The sequence below is a fragment of the Pedobacter sp. MR22-3 genome (assembly GCF_026240075.1).
Lineage (GTDB): Bacteria > Bacteroidota > Bacteroidia > Sphingobacteriales > Sphingobacteriaceae > Pedobacter.
Genome location: NZ_JAPIVF010000004.1, coordinates 437,596 through 456,204 on the forward strand (window position 1 = coordinate 437,596; position 18,609 = coordinate 456,204).

The 18,609-nt window shown below is 39.1% G+C and carries 13 protein-coding genes, 1 tRNA gene and 1 pseudogene; 2 read left to right on the forward strand and 13 right to left on the reverse strand.

Annotation, left to right across the window (positions count from 1 at the left end; translation table 11 throughout):
- Positions 1-10: 10 nt before the first annotated feature.
- From OQ267_RS11630 to OQ267_RS11660, 7 genes are all read right to left on the reverse strand, one after another.
- Complete coding sequence (locus OQ267_RS11630; RefSeq protein ID WP_265836059.1) at positions 11-2,953, reverse strand: M16 family metallopeptidase; 2,943 nt, start codon at positions 2,951-2,953, stop codon at positions 11-13.
- Between the two features lie 5 nt (positions 2,954-2,958).
- Positions 2,959-4,104: a TlpA disulfide reductase family protein gene (locus tag OQ267_RS11635; RefSeq protein WP_265836060.1), complete on the reverse strand. Its 1,146-nt coding sequence runs from the start codon at positions 4,102-4,104 to the stop codon at positions 2,959-2,961.
- 29 nt (positions 4,105-4,133) lie between these two features.
- A complete protein-coding gene (locus tag OQ267_RS11640; protein WP_265836061.1) occupies positions 4,134-5,579 on the reverse strand; it encodes a RagB/SusD family nutrient uptake outer membrane protein in 1,446 nt (481 codons plus the stop codon).
- Positions 5,580-5,584: 5 nt separating this feature from the next.
- Positions 5,585-9,301, reverse strand: a complete 3,717-nt coding sequence (locus OQ267_RS11645) for a SusC/RagA family TonB-linked outer membrane protein (protein WP_265836062.1) — start codon at positions 9,299-9,301, stop codon at positions 5,585-5,587.
- A gap of 269 nt (positions 9,302-9,570) precedes the next feature.
- The gene (locus OQ267_RS11650) at positions 9,571-10,716 is read right to left on the reverse strand and encodes a FecR family protein (protein ID WP_265836063.1); all 1,146 of its coding nucleotides are present in this window, start codon (positions 10,714-10,716) and stop codon (positions 9,571-9,573) included.
- Positions 10,717-10,813: 97 nt separating this feature from the next.
- Positions 10,814-11,410: an RNA polymerase sigma factor gene (locus OQ267_RS11655; protein WP_265836064.1), complete on the reverse strand. Its 597-nt coding sequence runs from the start codon at positions 11,408-11,410 to the stop codon at positions 10,814-10,816.
- 511 nt (positions 11,411-11,921) lie between these two features.
- Entirely contained in the window at positions 11,922-12,242 is a 321-nt protein-coding gene (locus tag OQ267_RS11660; protein ID WP_265836065.1) for a hypothetical protein, read from the reverse strand.
- Between the two features lie 245 nt (positions 12,243-12,487).
- Between OQ267_RS11660 and OQ267_RS11665 the strand changes: the two genes are divergently transcribed.
- Positions 12,488-12,733 carry a hypothetical protein gene (locus tag OQ267_RS11665; RefSeq protein WP_265836066.1) on the forward strand — a complete coding sequence of 82 codons (246 nt, stop codon included), beginning with the start codon at positions 12,488-12,490 and terminating at the stop codon, positions 12,731-12,733.
- 14 nt (positions 12,734-12,747) lie between these two features.
- Positions 12,748-13,509: pseudogene (locus OQ267_RS22545) on the forward strand (recombinase family protein); the annotation flags it as partial.
- 728 nt (positions 13,510-14,237) lie between these two features.
- On the opposite strand, the gene OQ267_RS11670 reads toward OQ267_RS22545, so the two are convergent.
- The 6 genes from OQ267_RS11670 to OQ267_RS11695 form a co-directional block, all read right to left on the reverse strand.
- Positions 14,238-14,317 (reverse strand) — tRNA-Leu (locus tag OQ267_RS11670).
- Positions 14,318-14,397: 80 nt separating this feature from the next.
- Positions 14,398-14,772 (reverse strand): DUF3817 domain-containing protein, encoded by a 375-nt coding sequence (locus OQ267_RS11675; RefSeq protein ID WP_265818646.1) that lies wholly within the window; start codon positions 14,770-14,772, stop codon positions 14,398-14,400.
- Between the two features lie 56 nt (positions 14,773-14,828).
- The gene (gene hscB, locus OQ267_RS11680) at positions 14,829-15,365 is read right to left on the reverse strand and encodes a Fe-S protein assembly co-chaperone HscB (protein WP_265836067.1); all 537 of its coding nucleotides are present in this window, start codon (positions 15,363-15,365) and stop codon (positions 14,829-14,831) included.
- Positions 15,366-15,440: 75 nt separating this feature from the next.
- Positions 15,441-16,829: an RIP metalloprotease RseP gene (rseP, locus tag OQ267_RS11685; protein WP_265836068.1), complete on the reverse strand. Its 1,389-nt coding sequence runs from the start codon at positions 16,827-16,829 to the stop codon at positions 15,441-15,443.
- 29 nt (positions 16,830-16,858) lie between these two features.
- Positions 16,859-18,046 carry a 1-deoxy-D-xylulose-5-phosphate reductoisomerase gene (locus OQ267_RS11690; protein ID WP_265836069.1) on the reverse strand — a complete coding sequence of 396 codons (1,188 nt, stop codon included), beginning with the start codon at positions 18,044-18,046 and terminating at the stop codon, positions 16,859-16,861.
- Positions 18,047-18,140: 94 nt separating this feature from the next.
- Positions 18,141-18,518 carry a four helix bundle protein gene (locus tag OQ267_RS11695; protein ID WP_088302080.1) on the reverse strand — a complete coding sequence of 126 codons (378 nt, stop codon included), beginning with the start codon at positions 18,516-18,518 and terminating at the stop codon, positions 18,141-18,143.
- Positions 18,519-18,609: the final 91 nt, after the last annotated feature.

The window sequence follows — 18,609 nt, forward strand, 5'->3', positions numbered from 1 at the left end:
TTTCTAGAATTTAGTAGCCAAAAATCTGCTCAAGGCTTAATTTGGTTACCGGGCCGGTATTTTTCATTTCCTCTATTTTAACATCTTTTTCAGAAGCCATTATGCAGTAATAATAAGGCTTGTTTGCAACCTTTTGCTCATGGAATACCTTAATATCTGAAAAGTTTAATGCTTTCAAACCTGCATACTGTTCGATCCTGGAATCGTGGTCGATACCCAATTGCTTATCCCTGAAGTATGCCTTGATGATCTCTTCTTTATTAATCCGCTCAGTTTCTATTTCATTTAATGCATTGGCCTTAGCAACTTCAAACGTGTGATCCTCTCTTGGTAAATTGTTCAGCAATTCGTTCATGCTATTAATGGCATAACCCATTTTATCGGCCTGACAGGTGAGGTAGGCAAACATGGTATATTCCTTAGCTTTTTTCTTAGGCGATGAATATAAGGCACCGGTAGAATAAGCAAGCGCTTTTGAGCCCCTGATGGTCTGGAAAACGACCGAACTCATACCCTGGCCAAAATAACTGTTGAACAAATTAATCTTTGCAGCTTGAGTGGGATCATAAGGGCCGCCATTATTGTGTACCCAGCAGACCTCGGCCTGTACCATGTTGTAGGGTACAAAATAAACCTGGGCCTTATCCATTGTGGTATAATTAAACTTTTTAACTACTGGATCTGCAGCAAATGTATCGGGCAAGGGATGAAGCTTTCCAATATCAGCTTTAAAAGCGGCTAATGTTTTAGGCCCATAATAGGTAATGGTATGCTTGTATTTACTAAAGTTGTGGATAATTGACAGCAGGTCTGCTGATGAAATATTCTGAATCTCTTTATTGCTCAGTTTATCGTTAAAAGGATTATTTGCGCCATATTGTGCATAAATGCTCATACCCCTAAAAATTTCTTCCTTGCTCAATTTGTTATTTTCCCGTTCTTTAATTATCCCATTTTTAAGTTCGGCCAAAGCCTGTTCATTGGCTTTACAGTTTGCGAAAATGTATTCGACAAGCTTTACGGCTTTATCAAAGTTCTCCTGCAAACCAGTGATGGAAATGGTGGCACTTTCGTTTTCTACAGAAAAGTTATAATCGCAGGCAATCGTATAAAACTGCCGCTTAATCTCCTCTACGGTATATTTATCGGTACTTAAAAAATTAAGGTATTGCGCAGCATAAGGCAATAACTTCAGGTTCCAGCTGCCGATATCGAATTTGTAAGACAGGCTAAACAGGCTATTCTCTACATTTTGAACGGTCACCACATCGGCAATTCCTACTTTATCCAAATTCAAATCCTTTTTATAATCTAAAAATTTGGGGGAGATTGGTTTCAGGGACATTTTGTAAATATTCTTCGCAAATGTTGATATTGCGGAGGGGTTGGTATTTACCGGCGTAATGGTTGGTTTTTCAACTTTGAGGGTCTCTTTATCTTCGCCCTGGTGCTTATAAGCAACTACATAATTGTTTTTGAAGAATTTGTTGGAAAATTCTACAATTTCCTTTTTGGTAATTCCGGCCATCGCCTCGGGCATATTTAAGGTCTTGTCCCAGTTTATACCCCGGTTTAGAACAAACTCCGTAACAATTGCATTTACACGCATGCCATTATCGGCAAATTCATAAAGTAAATTCAGCTTGTTATTGGCAACAATAGCCTTGATAAGACTTTCATCGAAATCACCATGTTTAAGACGTCCGATTTGCCCTAGCAATAGATTTTGAGCCTCATCCAGACGCTGTCCTTGTTTAGGCACGACATACATACCAAATACGCCATAATCTTTCATCTGCTGATAGTTTGCACCCGAGCTTTGGACCTTTTGCTGCTGGTTTAATTGAATGTCGAGAATACCAGCCTTGTCGTTTGACATAATGCTTGAAATGAGTTTAAGCAACATGCTTTCCTTGGTATTTTGAGCATAGCCCCTATAAGAGATCTTAACGCTTTCCTTATTCGGACCATAAACATCAATCCGCTGAACTTTGGTCAATGGCTTTTCAGGGGCTGGATTATATAGCTGAAATGGCTTTGCCTTCATGTAGGCGAAAGCGCGGTCAACTTTTTTGATCATTTCGTCCGGAATAAAATCACCGGCAAAAGCTACTACCATGTTATTAGGAACATAATACTTGTTATAATACTCCCTGATGGCAGTCAATGATGGATTTTTCAAATGCGCTATGGTACCGATTACGGTTTGCTGTCCATAATTATGGGTAGGAAACAATGCGGCTAAAACTTTTTCATCCGTCTTTGCATTATCATCGTCCAATAGGCTATTCTTTTCTTCATAAACGGCCTCAAGTTCAGTGTGAAAAAGACGAAATACAGGATGCCTGAAGCGCTCGGCTTGTAATGCCAGGAACTGATCTACGGCATTGGAAGGAAAGTCTTCATTATAATCTGTTCCTTCATATAGCGTATGCGCATTGGTGGTTTTGCCTCCGATTGATTTCATCATCCTGTCATATTCATTGGCAATTGCAAAATTTGAGGCTTCGCCAGAGACTTTATCAATTTCTGCGTAAATTTCCTTCCTTTTTACCGGATCTACCGTTCTCCCGTATTGTCCATATAAGGAATCAATTTTATCCAGGAGTGGTTTTTCTTTTGCATAATTAAGGGTACCGAATTTATCGGTACCCTTAAAAAGTAAATGTTCAAGATAATGTGCTAACCCGGTCGCCGTTTTCGGGTCGGTATTGCTGCCGGCCCTTACCGCAAGCCGAAACTCGATAACCGGATGCTGTGTATTTTGCGACAAGACTACGGTAAGGCCGTTTTTCAGGATATAGAAGCGGGATTTCGTAGGATCATTGCTTACATACTTATAGGTATAACCGCCTGAAAACCCAGTATTCCATTGTTTTTCGGACTGCGCCATTAAGTTCATGTGCGTAAGAAACAGCATTACGAACACTACCAATCGATATCTCATCAGCATTAATATTATTTAAAGATTTTTTCCAGCTCCAGTTGTAATTCTTCACCCCGAAGGTTTTTGGCTACAATTTTTCCGTTAGGATCTAAAAGCAGGTTTTGAGGAACAGATGTTACCCCATATAACCTGGCTACTGAATTTTTCCAGCCTTTCAAATCACTTACCTGAATCCAGGGCAAGCCATCTGTTTCAATCGCTTTTAACCATGGTTCTTTTTTATCATCCAGGGAAACGGAGATAATCTCAAAATCCCTGTCTTTAAATTTCTTGTAAGCCTTTAATACTGTTGGGTTTTCTTCCCGGCAAGGAGCGCACCAGCTGGCCCAAAAATCGACCAGGACATATTTTCCCTTTAAGGATGACAGGGATACCGGCTTTCCATTGGTATCATTCTGGGTGAAATCCAGGGCTTGCTGACCGATGCCAGTTTTTTCAGCCATTGCCAATTTTACCTGCAAATTTCTGCCCGTGGCCGTGTTTTTCATTCTTGGACTCAAAAGCTTCAAATCACTTTTCAGTTTTGCCAGTTCAACCGCGCCTTCGTTTCTTTCATTAATCAGGTCAAGACTCACATAAGAGTCTGGATGTTGCTGTATAAAAGCATTTTGTATCTTACCCATCTCAGTATACAGACGCTGTAATTGTGGCGCAAATTCATTTGGAGCATCATCATTGGTATGCTCCTTCTCTTTTTTTTCGAAACTGCGCATAACCTGCTCATTCAACACCATCTGTTTTGCTTCCAGGGATTTTAACCGGGATTTTAAAATCAGGTAATCAGACTGTGCAGGTCCGCCCTTAATGGTGGCATTACTGATCTGCGTACCCACAATGCTGATATTGGTATTTTCTAAAAAGAAAGTCTGATAATTTCTAGCAGAGAAATCATCGTTATTTGCCATTTCTTTGGTTTTCTCTGTTGATTTTAAATTGAGGTACGCCTTTACAACGGCATTCACTTTGCCATTAAAGAAGAAAGAACCGTTTTTAACAACTGCAGAATCGTTCACTTCCTTATTCGCGGTGCGGTATTCGAGCATCACTTTCTGACCATCATACTTAGCTGAAATTTTTCCTTTGATGGAAAAGCCATTTTGTGCGTTTACAGAAAAGGCAATCAGGCCAATTAAGCCAGTAACTAGTATTTTCAACATTGTTTTTTAGAATTAATGGTGTTTAAAATTTAGGGATTGTTTTCCATACCCGGATTCTCATTGATTACTTTTTGAGGTAAACGGAGTGTAAAACGATTTGGCTTTAAGTTGAAAGAGTTCGTGATCGCGCCGGATGATGAATATAAGGTATGAGTATAGGAATTTGAGCTGAAGAGTGGGTCTACAGATAGCCTTCTCATGTCAAACCAGCGGTATCCCGTAGCCGCAAATTCTCTGATACGCTCATTAAGGGTAAAATTTAATAAGGTCAACTGCTGACCAGCAACAGAGGCCGGTACCTCATAGCTGTCTGATGGCAATCTATTGATGCGCAAACTTTCCAAATCCGTTTTCGCACCAGATAAATCATTCGTACGTACTTTACATTCCGCACGAAGCAGATACAGATCGGGAACAATCACACCAAATTGAATGGTACCCGGGCTTGTCCTTCTAAGAAAGCCCTGTGGGTAGTCGGGTCCAAAGACCGCGTTTGATGAATAAAAATTAAGCCTTAAATCTGAAGATTGGTAAAGGTCAATGGTCTTTTTATCGAGTACAAGTGCATTTCCGAATGGTGCGTCATTATAAAACTGTTTGCCATATACATTTTCCTGGTTCCCATCAAGAAGTGGGTATGGAACCCCAAAATCATCAATCGGTGTAAATTGTCCACCCGGAGCAAATGTTTGGTTATAGTCGTAAAGTCCTACCGGGATGGATGAAGTTGCCAACCCTTGTATCGATGCATTTAAATGGGGTAAAGCATCATTATATCTACCCATAAAAGTATAGACTTTCCCTAAGATTGCTTCTGCAGCAGGTTTCGACATCCGGATTCGGGAGCTTACCTTCTGCGGCAGGTTTGGAATAGCGTTAACAAGGTCGCTTATAATAAAATCATAAACTTCTTTTACCGTTGCTCTTGTAAACCTGGTTTGTGTTACATCGGCCGCTGTCACAATCGGAAAACCCGGATCGATTGCAGAAGTGCTTGTATTATAAGGTTTGCCAAAATAATTTATCAATAGAAAATAGGTCCATGCCCTACCCGCCATCGCTTCGGCCTTGATAGATGATTTTTGTTGTTCGGTACCATCAGTAGCATTAGGCAATTCGGTAATGATTTTGTTATAAGTGTAAATATTTTTTAAAGGGGCAGAAAGTTCGCCTGCATCTTCAGTAGGTTGATAGATTACGTCATCCCAACGGAATAAGCGTTGTGTTCTTAAATCCATTCCACTATAATAAGGCTCAATTGCAACCATTTCATCCCCCAAAGTAATCTGCGCGTTTGCGGAGATTATGTTGACCAAATCCACGTTATTGAGCAGCAAATTATAATCTGATGTCGTTTGTGCAATCAGCTTGCCTTTGGGCGTTACTTCCAGAAAAGACTTTTTACAGGAGAAAAAAACGGTCGAAAGCAAAGCAAACACAACCGCGGTTTTTATATTTTTAGATAACTTTTTCATGTTTATTAGAATTTTACGTTCAAACCAAATGATACGGAGCCCTGGTTAATCCGTATGTTCCTGAAGGCTAAACTGGCTTCCTGGAATTCCGGATCAATACCGTCTTTATTTGCTTTCCATAACATTACGTTAGAAACCTGGGCACGTAGGGTGACCTGTTCAGCTTTCAACTTTTTAATCCACAACGAAGGAAGGCTGTAAGAAAGCGTAATGTCACGCATTTTTATATAAGATGCACTAACCACATTGATGTCTGCACGGCTATAGTAATCAATATCTCTGCGGCTTTGACTTGCGGAAGAATTGACTTCGTAAGAAGGGACGTTGGTATCCTTTTCATCTCCCGGATTTCTCCAGCGGTCAGCAAAGTCAGCCAATAAGTTACCGGTTCTGAAACCAAACCCTGTTCCCGCTTCATTTACGTGCGTAATTCTTCCGGAAAAGGACTGGGATACATCTTTTCGCATCACATGCCCCAAACTGTATACAATGTTTGCACTTAAACTCAAGCCACCATAAGTGAATACGTTAGATAAACCTCCGTTCCAAACCGGTTGGTAAGTTCCCATAAATTTTACATCTTCCGGTTTTCCAACGTAAGGTGCCTTAGTCACCGTTCCATCAGCCAGCCTGATTTGAGGATCCCCCATGTTATCTAAACCAGCAAATTCATAGGCAAAAATTGCAAAAGCGGGATAGCCTGCTACATAATTCTGACCTACCCTATCGGCTGCCGATGTAGTTGGATATTGTTGGTTTAAACTGGTAATGGTATTTTTATTGTACGCAATATTGAACGAAGTAGACCAGCTAAAACGGCCCCTGAGATTCGAGCTGTTAATGCTAAGCTCTATGCCCTTATTTTGCAAATCGCCCAGGTTTCCGATAATATTCGTATAACCTGTAAATGTATTGGTAGGCAGACTGCCCAGTAGATTGGTGGTTTTCTTTTGATAGGCGTCTATCGAACCACTGATGCGATTGTTTAAAAGCGCAAAATCCAGCCCCAAGTTTATAGTCCTGGTACTTTCCCAGGTCAGTTTGGGATTGGATGCCGTCGAAATTATCAATCCGTTTCCGCCTGGTAACCAGGAGTTTTCATATCCCTGCAGAATATCAAAAGAAGAAGCTGTACCAGGAGAAGGCGCATTCCCAGTTAATCCATAGGTTGCCCTGACCGCCAAAGAGTTTAACCAGGTGGCTGGAGCCATAAATTTTTCACCACTCACTAGCCATTTTCCACCCACACTCCAAACCGGTTTATTCTGTGCTGATTTATCCAAACCAAACAAATTACTCTTATCCATACGTAAGCTTCCGTTGATCGAATATTTACGGTCATAGGTATAAGCAATGTTTGAATAATAGGAAGAAAACCTGCTTCGGTATTCACCCTGGGTAAAATAGTCACTAGGCAAAATACTACCAAAATAATTGTTTGGCATCACAGTTCCGGAAATACCGCTCCTGGATAGGGTAGCATAATCAATTGGAACAGAAGTCAGTAATTTATCATTATAACCCCTCACCTTGCTGCCATTTGTCATCGTCAACTGTTCTTGAGCCTCCTGCCCAATTAATACGTTTAATTGATGCATATCCTGATTCCAGCTATTGCTGTAATTCAACTGGTTTCTGATGGTCCAATCCTGCTGATTAGTGTTTCCTATTGAATAAATTCCGCCTGTACTTGGCAAATAATAAATTGGCGTATCTTCTACAGTTGGTGCTACTGTAAACTGGGCTAGTTCGCTCCTAACTTTGTAACTTCTGGCATCATCATAAATTTCAGACTTGCTGCTGCCTTTATTATAGCTGTAGGTACCCTCAAATTTTAAACCTTTAACCAGGTTTACATTCAGGCCCAAAATATTGCGGCTAAAAAAACTATTGTTTTTCGTGGAACCGTAATTAAATTCATCAAGCGGATTGTAATCCAGATTTATACGGCTCCTGTTTTGAAAATCAGTTCTCGCATCTTCGCTAAGTAATTGCATGTAGGGCATGGAAATATTTTTACCTGCGCCATCCTGAAACAATTGATAAGGATAAAATTTGTTATTGACATCAATATTTCGCATAGCGCTGCTGATATTGTTGTTTAAGTCGGTAATCAAGCTTAGCTGAACACGTTTACCTAGCGAGAATTCTTGCCGAACGTTTATTTTATAAGTATTATCTTTTTCGCCCGGGCGATTACTCGTGGTGTTGGTATAAGCCGCAGAGCCATAAAAAGCATAATTAGTACTGCCTCCGGATAAGGTAACTGTATGGTTCATTAGCGAAGAATTGCGGTACCATAGGTCTTTAATTTGCTGGCGGTTATCAATATTGGCAAGGCTATCCAGACTTGCTGAGGCTTGGCCCGCAGAGATCAGTCCACGGTATTTATTGTATAGAATTACTTCGTGTGGTGCAACTCCTGTACCCATTGGTGCATATGCGGTCACCGATTCCCAGGGATTTAAAACAGGATCAAAATATTGAGTAGCGGCGTCGATAAACTGCCTGCTATTTAATGTAGGCAGATAATTCAGGTCAGGTTTACCCTGAAAGTTAACAAATGCGTCGTAAGTTATCCGTATGCGATCACCTTTAACGCCTTTTTTAGTAGTAATGACTATGACCCCGTTGGATGCCCTGGCGCCCCAAATGGAAGCAGCGGTTGCATCTTTTAATACAGTAACATCAGCTACATCCTGCGGATTGATTGTCGATACGTCATTCAAAGGAATACCGTCTACTACGAATAAAGGATTTCGATTGGTACCCACATAGGCGTCATTGGTCTGATTGGAATTGCCTGGTATACCGATGGTAGATAAACCACGGATTAACAAAGGGCTTTGGCGGGCGCCAGGCGAATTATTTACGGTTAAACCTGGTACTAATCCATCCAGGCGTTGCAAAATATTCATACTACCGGTACGCGCGGCGACAGTAGCCATATTGGGTTTCGCAAATGACCCGGCACTACGCTCTTTAGAAATGGTTTGATAACCGGTATTTACGGTAACATTAACCTCATTCAGGTTTTTTGAGTCGAGTTCCAGTCGTATCACGCCCATATCTTTTGCGGCTTTGACAACCTTAGTCTTATAGCCTACGTAAGTAAAAATGAGGTAAGCATCTTCATCTACACGTTTAACTGTAAATTCCCCGTCCGGGTCAGTTAAAGCTGCGACCGTCACATCTCTAAAATCACGAATGGGGTCATCATTACCATGAAAATTGCCCTGCTTAACTGGAAAACCTGCGGAAATGGTTACACCTGTAATTGGAATTCCTTTTTCATCCACTACCGACCCATTCACCGTGATACTGGAAAAATAGCCAGCTATGCCACCTATAACTGATGTTCTGCTCTTTTCTTTTAGTGTTATTATTTTCCCCTCGATGGAATACTCTACATTTAATCCTTTAAGAACTGCTGACAAGGCATTGTCCAAATTTTCATTAGTTAGCCTGACATTAACCTTTTGATTTTGGGAAAGCTTGTTAAAATCATAATAAAAATCATATCCGCTTTGTTTTCTGATTTCCTTAAGAACAGCAGAAAGCGGCGCATTGGTTTTATTTAAGGTGATGCGCTGGCCAAATGTTGCGGCGCTTACCTGCATCAGGCTTGCTATTAATATAACGGTGGTTAAGCGCATAGTTAACAGGATTTTATGGTATAGCCTTTCAGGTATACCAAATTTTTTAGTAGAAATTTGATACATTTACGTTTAGTTTGGTTTTAGCAGTGTGCTTCTCGTCGTCGAAAACTATCGGCATACTGCTGTTAGGAGTTGATTTCTTAATAAATTGTGCCAAACACAGACCAGGAGTAGCTATACTTCTGGTTTGCTTATTCCTTTAATTTTGCCGTCGTAAAAATAGTTTCATGTTTGTTTGGGTTTAAAAACGGTCGAACACTAATTCTGTATTTGGTTCGTTCGTTACCGTTTGGTGAATGGTTTATTGATTTTTTTATTATTAAATGAAAGCGTTATTTAGTGATATATATCTGCTTTCCTTTTATTCTGAAATGTACCTGACCCGACGCTTCAATAGATTTGAGTACCGCAGATAATGAATTCTTCCTTGAAACCCAGCCGCCAGATCGGATGTTATCTGAAATAGCTTCTTCATAAATAACCTCCACATCATACCACCTGGCAATTTTTCGCATGGCTATTTTAAATTCCACCCCATCAAGATTGAAATCTCCATTTTTCCAGTCGATGCTGCTGTCAACGTCAACCTGGTTAACTTTTATGGTCTTCCCATCATTTATAGATTGTTCGCCTGGCTTGAGCATTTGAACTTTTTTTCCGGTCCTCACTTTGACCGATCCCTGAATTAAAGTTGTTGCTACTGCAGACTCATCGCCATAGCTGTTGATATTAAAATGGGTTCCCAGAACTTCTACTTCCTGTTTTTCTGTCTTTACGATAAATGGATGCTTTTTATCCTTAAAAATTTCAAAATAGCCTTCACCACGAAGGGTAACCATTCGATGTCCATTTTCAATCAGGGAGGTGGCATAAGTCAAACTTGAAGCGGCATTTAAATAAACCATTGATCCATCTGGTAAACGAACCTGGTAGGTTTCTCCATTGGCGGTAGTCAAGGTGTTGTTTTTCTCAGAACGAGAAGCTCGGTCTTTGATTTCATAAACCAAACTACCATTTGATGATTTTGTGATGATAACACCCGCTTCCTGCGCAAGCTCGCCATTGGCAGCACCGGTGAGCCGAATCTTTTTGCCATTGGCCAAAGTTAGTGTTGCGCCAACAGATCCTGGAGCAACATCATGCGCAACAAATTGCGAATTGGTCACATCCGTACGGTGATTTCTTTTAAAAAAATAAACTGCTAAAAATACAATAACAACAGAAGCTGCAATAGCAATAATACGAGGCCAAAGGTTTGAGTGATTAGCACCTGATCCGTCGATTTTTTCCATCAGGTCTTCCCAACTCTTCGCGCCAATGCCATGGATGCGGGCAGAATGTTCATAAGAAATGTCCTTTGACATTTTTGCCGAGGCTTTCATATAAGATTGCTCAAGCAAATTTCTTTCTTCGAAATTCGTTTCTTCCGAAAGGTACTTATCGATTAATTGGTTCAGGTCTTGTTTGGAATCTTCCATAGTCTGGTTCTAATTACAAGACGCAAAGATCTGCTTCAGGGGGACATTTATAATAAAGATTATTTAACAGCAAATTAATAACGAGTAGTTCTTAACTTTAAATCCTTTGATGGATTAACGAAATCAATGCCATAGAGATTCCGGCGTAATTTCCAAGCTTCAGCTTTAAAATCTTAATCGACCTGTGAATTTGCTTTTTAACGGCTTCTTCACTCATATTCAACTTCAGGGCAATCTCTTTATTTGTGAGAAATTCTTTCCGGCTCAAGTTGAATACTTCTTTCATCTTTTTTGGCAGTTGTTCAATTTCCAGATCAATCAAGCGGATTAACTCCCTTTCATCGATGTGTTCGACTGTAGTATTGTCTAATTGATTTAATTCTTCCAATAGAATGTCAACAAAATCAGGATTGGCCTTTTTCTTACGTATTAAACTAAAAATCCGATTACGGACAGCAATAAAAAGGTAGCCTTTTAAATTTGTTTTAATTTGTAAATCGTTTGATTTTTCCCAGACGGAGAAGAAGGTATCCTGAACTAAATCTTTTGCCTCATCCTCATTTCCCAGAATTTTAAAAGCGTGCAGATAGAGCAGGTGCCAGTTTCGTCGATAAATCTCAGTAAATGCCAGTTTATCCCGTTCCTTTAATAAAAGAACCAATTCTTCGTCAGCAAGTTCACCGTAATTATACATTTCATTTACCCCCACGCTTAATTCGATTGGCTTTTATTCTTGAATGATGGTTTCAGGATATGAGTAGTTTAAAGTTAAACAAAAATCTATCACCAATGATAACCAATTATTTTACAAAAGAAAGTTGTGCCTGTAATTTTTTTTGATTGTATCGTTTATTAAGCTGCCTACGCTTCAACAAAACTTTGTTATTTATTCTATAATGATTGATTCCTCTTTCAAAAGGACAAACCATTATGCAGTTTAAAAGGTTTTCATGATTCCCTTAAATGTCCACTTATTTCAGTTCGAAAATTGTCCAGTAACGTACCTTTAAATTTTAAAATAATTGGCAACTTTCGCCAATTCCTGCAAATCAGACAAGAAAAAGTTCGAAATTTGCCCAGTAAGGGCTAGTGTGGAAATGCAAATCAATCTGCCTCTTTTTACAGCATCAATAACACAATGAATAGAGAGATTTTAAAAAAATTATTGGTAGCCAGGAAGTTCCAATACATTTTGATTTTCCTGATTAATCATTAGTCCCATCTTTGCTAACCCCTATCGCATTCGCCCGCCATAGAATATAGCCTAACCTACCACAACATTCAGCAACAAAATATTCAATATCCGCAGGCACATCGTTTACGATCCGAAACCTAATCTTATACTTTGGGTTGTAGCTAAGGTATATTATAAGATCATCAGACTGAAAACCTCTACCAAATAACGATTTTAAATGAACGCGCTCAAGATCTCTAGCTGCATTTTGCAACCTGTCGTTCATCACTTTGGCCAAAGCCTTTTCAGGTTTAAAATCAGTCTCTAAAATGGCAACCACGGTTACAGTCATACAGCAAAAATATACCGATAAACCAGAATATCAAGACTAAAAAGATAAGTCCTTATAAATGAGCGAAAATATTTAGAAAACAGAACTAATTTGGCTTTAAGGTGCTCATAAGTCTTGCATTTTTGGTTTATAACACATACTGGCAAAATACCTCAGGCCAAGAGTTATGAAAATCATTAACAACATTTAAAAAGTGTCAACTACAGGAAATATAGTGGAGTATTTTTGATTCTTAAAGTTACTTTATGAAAGAAAAGTTTTCCAAAGACGTCATGGATTCTTCAGATAGTATTCAATCTTCAACGAATAATCAAGAGACTTATCGATCATGCGTCCCGTTGAGACCAATTCTTTTAATTGAGAATCTCGATAAAAGTTTTGGAAAGAAAAAGCATAAAAAAACACATAACAATATTAGTAAAGAGGAAGAAATATTACTAACTTTAATAGCAAACATCATTGTAGAGATAATTATAACAGAAGAATTATGAATGCTATTGGCTACATGAGATTGAGTACAAAGGACCAATCCAAATCACTTGAGTATCAGGAATCATCGATTAAACAGTATTGCAATCGAAACAATCTAAACTTAATCGGATTATTTAAAGACAACGGGGAGTCAAGTTATACTTTTGATAGACCAGACTATCGGGCTTTAGAATCTTATCTAAAGAATTACAAAAGCCAGTGCAATTATCTAATTGTATTGGACCATGATAGATTTAGCCGGAATCTTCCTGAAGCCTTGATGAAAATCGGAGAACTTGAAACCAAGTACGGCGTAAAAGTTTTATCTACAAATGAAAGAATTGATCTCGATACTTCTGACCCAGATGTTTTCATGAAACGTGCATTTGACTACATGATGGCTAATAAGGAATTATTTAATATTAGGAAGAGAACTAAACAAGGAGTACGAAATGCGAAGGAAAGCGGGAGATATCTGGGCAGGGCACCGTATGGCTATCGGAATATTATTGACGGAAGTCGAAAAAATCTAATTGAGATACACCAAGGAGAAGCATTGATTGTAGAACGAATATTTAGAGAATATATTCAGGGAATTCCACAATATTTAATTTACAAAAATGTTAAAGCACTTGGCTTTACCAGGACGAGTAAATCTGCCATTCAGGAAATTTTAAACAATTGTGTGTATGCTGGACTAATTAAAGTACCAGCATTTCAGGACTTACCAGAAAAATATGTAAAATCAATTCATCTTCCAATAATAGCAGATGCAGAGTTCTGGCTTGTACAAAACATGATCAACAAGAGCAAAAGAAGAACAAGGATACAACCATCAGAAGACTTTCCTTTGAGAGGAATATTGAAATGCTGGTGTGGAAAGGGGATGACTGCGGGTTATACTAAGGGAAGATCGAATTATTATCTCTACTACCGGTGTACTGAACATACAAACTATAATCTCGCAGGAGGCAGATTACATGATGCATTAGAATCAGTACTGCGTGGACTTAGTTTTTCATCTCATCAGATCAAGTTCGTCAAAGAAACTGCCAAAGCACTTTTAATTGAGCCGATGAAACTTAAAAAAGAGCAACACTCTCAAAAAATAAAAAAGCTTCATGATTTGAATGAAAAGATCTATAAGCTCGAGGAACGGTTGATGAATAACGAAATTGAAAGTTCAACATATCAAACTTGGTTTCAAAAATTTAAGGAAGAAAAAGCAGTACTCGAATATTCTTTGAATAAAAGTGAACCATCAAAAATAAGAGATGAAGATGAGTTGGTTGAAAGGCTTCTACCAAGTTTGGGGAATCTTTATGAAATTTATGAGAAGAGCAACATCACACAGAAGCATACGCTAATGAGAGGGGTGTTCAAAGATAATCTGGTATGGGGTGACGATATGTTTAGAACCGCTTTTATTGATCCTACGTTCAATGATAACATACTGAAAATCAAACAAAAAGGGCTGCTTTTTAACGAGCAACCCTTCAAGGTTTCGGGCATGAGCCCGGTTAGTACCCGGAGCCGGAGTCGAACCGGCACGGTTTCCCACAGGTGTTTGAGACCAGCGCGTCTACCAATTCCGCCATCCGGGCATGTGTTGGACGGGGATGCAAATGTAGATATCCGAAACTTAAATTACAACATTATTTGAAAATAATTCGTAACCCATTTATTAAATGCCACTTGCAGATTCAGCACGCTCATCTTTTAACTTTCTATCAACGATAAATGGTGCAAATGGCAATAGTGAAGCAAAGAAAATAAGCACTGCTTTGCCGAATGTCCATTTTTGTTCTTGCCAGGCCATAATTAAGGTGGCTGCATACATTACAAACAGCAATCCATGTGCCCATCCCGTATATTTCACATATAAAGGCAGGTGAGCCCAGTATTTCAGGGGCATGGCGACAAATAATAGAAGCAAATAGGAAATCCCCTCGGCTACAGCAACTTTTCTAAAAACGGATAGTGAACTCATGGAATCTGATTTTTGTCCGAAAGTAATATAAACACCCTGACGATCAAAAACTAAAAAATGATTTGACATTAAGGTGTTTAGCAGGCCTACCAATATCTCATAAACTGCCTGTTTATTTACGATTTCTACGCTTTCAGCTTTTCCCTTAACCTGGAAATGTATTTCTGGCGGTAAAAAATATCTTTTATAGTCGCCAGCAGTTGCGCTGAATCTTCAGGGTGTTCATCATACTTTAAGGTTAACTGGTCAAGTTCTCCTGCCAGCTGTTCTTCCAGCTGATCAACCTCACGACTTACCTGGGCCAGTTTTTCAGCATTAGGCTCAAACTCCAGATCCATCAGGGCTTCGTTTATGTTCATCATTTCCATCAGAAAAGCTGGCGGCAACTGGTAGCCCTCGTCTGTTTCTACAATCCCCTTAAGCTCAAGCACATATTTTAACCGCCTTTTAGCATGAGTAAGCGTTTGGTAGGCTTTATTGTTTAAGGTTGATAGGTCCAGGACCTCCTGTTGTTTTTCATCTTCTTCGTTGGCATAAAAATCCGGATGATACTGCTTGCTTAAAGCATAGAACTTCGCTTTCACTGCCTGCTGATCTGGATTAAACTGAACCGGTAATTCGTAAAATTCAAAATAGTTGGGTTGCTGTATGGTCTTGCTCATGATAGGGGAATAAATAAAAAGCCGCAGCTGTTCAGGTTAAATCTATCCAGCTGCGGCAATAATATCAATTTGGTTTTACTTCCCGAAGGATTTTAAAATATCATTACCAAAAGCAAACACCATCAGGCAAATTAAAATCACGAAACCCACAATTTGCGCTTTCTCCAGCACTTTTTCACTTACGGGTTTGCGTTGTACCATCTCAATCAGTAAGAACACCACATGGCCACCATCTAAACCGGGAATAGGCAATAAATTCATAAAGGCCAGTGCCATAGAAATCAGGCCTGTTAACGTCCAGAATTTTACCCAATCAAAAGTGCTGCCGTAAACCTTTGCAATCCCTATCGGACTGCTGATGTTCCTGGCACTGAGTTTACCGGTAATCATTTTACCAATGCCTTTTGCATTATCAACAAAAGTGCTCCAGGCCATTCCTGCTCCAACCGGAAGGGATTCTGCAAAATCGAAATCAACGTGTGCTGTTTCAGGCATTTTGAAATTTGGTGCAATACCAATGGTTCCTTCCGCTCCAACTTTTAAATTGAAATCAATCGGTTTGCCATTACGCAAGGCCTGAATGGAAATATTCTTATTTTTATTGGATGATACCTCTTCCTTAAACTGATCAAAGAAAATAATGGGCTTTCCGTTTACGGCCAGGATGCTGTCGCCGGGTTTAATACCTGCCGCATATGCCGGATAAACCGGCTTCACATATTTGCGGCCAAAAATCCGGTCCAGAAAAGATTGCTGATCAGCTTTTTCGTCAGGTGCAAGTACAGTGGCTACACTTGCCATGCGGTACCGCGGACTAATAAAATTCTCCTTATCGTTTTTAGACAGCTTATTTAAAATCGTATCCGGAACCGAAACATATAAAGTTTGGTTGCCTCTTAAAATGGTTAGTTGTGCGCCATCAAACAATACTTTACTTGAAATGGCATCTTCAAATTTGATCAGTTTATTGCCATTAATCGCTAAAATGCGGTCGCCGTTTTTTAAACCAATTTCTTTACCCAGTGTGCCAACCGAAATACCATCGTTTAATTTTCCATTTACGGTATAGTTTTGACCAACGTTAAAGGTGAGCATCCAGAAGATAAAGATTCCCACGATCACGTTCACGATAATTCCTCCCAGCATCACGATTAAACGTTGCCAGGCAGGCTTAGAACGAAATTCCCAGGGTTGAGCTGGCTGAGCCATTTGCTCGGTGTCCATACTTTCATCAATCATACCAGCGATTTTAACATAGCCACCCAGCGGTAACCACCCCACACCGTATTCTACATCTCCCTTTTTGAAGCTGAAAAGTTTAAATCCCCAGGCATCAAAAAACAGATAAAACTTTTCTACCTTAATACCAAATGCCCTGGCTGCCAGAAAATGCCCTAATTCGTGTAATATTACCAATAGAGACAATCCGAGCAGCAGCTGCCCCGCCATAATCAATCCGTTCATATGCTATACTAATATTTTTATTTTAGATGTTAAATTTTAATTTTTGTTACTAATTCACCGGCTAAGATACGGCTATGTTTGTCAGTTTCTAAATAATCGGTCAATTGTGGTTTTTCTATGAAGCGGATTTCTGCCATACACTGTTCAATTACTTCACTCATTTCAAGGAAACCAATTTTATCTTTTAAAAATGCCTCCACCACAATTTCATTGGCCCCATTTAAGATACAGGGCATGTTTCCACCTTTTCTTAAGGCTTTAAAAGCCAAATCCAGGTTTCTGAATGTTTCCCGGTCTGCCTGCTGAAAGCTAAAGTTTGGATAGTCCAGAAAATTAAAACGTTTAAAATTGTTTTTTAGCCTGTCGGGATAATTAATAGCATATTGTATAGGAAGTTTCATGTCTGGCACGCCCATTTGTGCCTTCATAGAACCATCTGTAAATTGGACAATAGAATGAATAACAGATTGCGGATGAACGATCACATCAATCTGATCCACATCAAGATCAAACAACCATTTTGCTTCGATCACTTCAAGGCCCTTATTCATTAAAGTGGCAGAATCAATGGTGATTTTTGCGCCCATTACCCAATTGGGATGTTTTAAAGCCTGCTCCTTTTTAATGGCAGATAAGAAATCTTTTCCCTTTCCCAGAAAAGGACCGCCGGATGCAGTTAGGTAAATCTTTTCGATTTCGTTTTGCTCCTCGCCTACCAGACACTGAAAAATGGCTGAATGCTCCGAATCGACCGGTAGAATTTTCACCTGATATTCAGTTGCTAATGCGGTGATGTATTCACCCGCAACCACTAAAGTTTCCTTATTCGCCAAAGCGATATTTTTACCAGCTTTAATGGCGGCTATGGTGGGTTTTAAACCTACTGACCCCATTAAAGCGGTAAGTACAATATCACTTTTCGGATAAGCCGCTACTTCTGAAAGTGCCGCTTCACCTGCCAGCACCTTAATGGGTAAAGCGGATAAAGCTTCTTTCACAGGTAAATACTGACTTTCATCGCAAATCACGACAAGTTCCGGCCTGAATTCCATGGCCTGCTGAATCAGCAATTCCGAATTTTTTAAGGCAGATAATACAGCAACTTTAAAGATGCCGGGATTATCCCTGACAACCTCGAGGGCTTGCGTACCAATGCTTCCTGTAGAGCCTAATATGGTTATGTATTTTACAGATTGTTTTATGGTAATATTGTTCAATTGTTATTTTCCTCTCTTATTAAAAGAATGCTTCTGTTGTTATATGAAACGAGTATTTAGCTTTCTTTTATATTAAAAACCTTACTACAACGGATTAAATTTTCAGCCTTTCGTTAGTAAATTTTATAAGTTGATGAATCTCTTTAGGCAAAGTTTCCAAAGTTGCAAAAATCTTTATGTATGTTTCCTCATTAATTAATTTTCTAACCTTTGCTTTTTCATTCCAGTCTAAACATTCTTTAACCGAACCAAAACTATAGTAATAAAATTTAATTTTATCTTTTTTATGATATCGACCAAAACCTTCCGCTAGATTTGCAGATATGGAATCAACGGCATCTACAAATTGTTGCCCAACAGTATATTTTGCAAAGCTATCCCAATTAGCAACTAAATTCCATACCAAATTGCTTAAATGAAAAGCTTTCGTATAGGCTGTTATTTGATTTAATTGTAAATAATTCTTTTCCATCGCTTAGCCATTATGTAAATAACAATTTAGCAATTATTCTCATTACCAGCCAAATCCAGCAACAATTCAGCAATTGGCAATTTTCATTAGC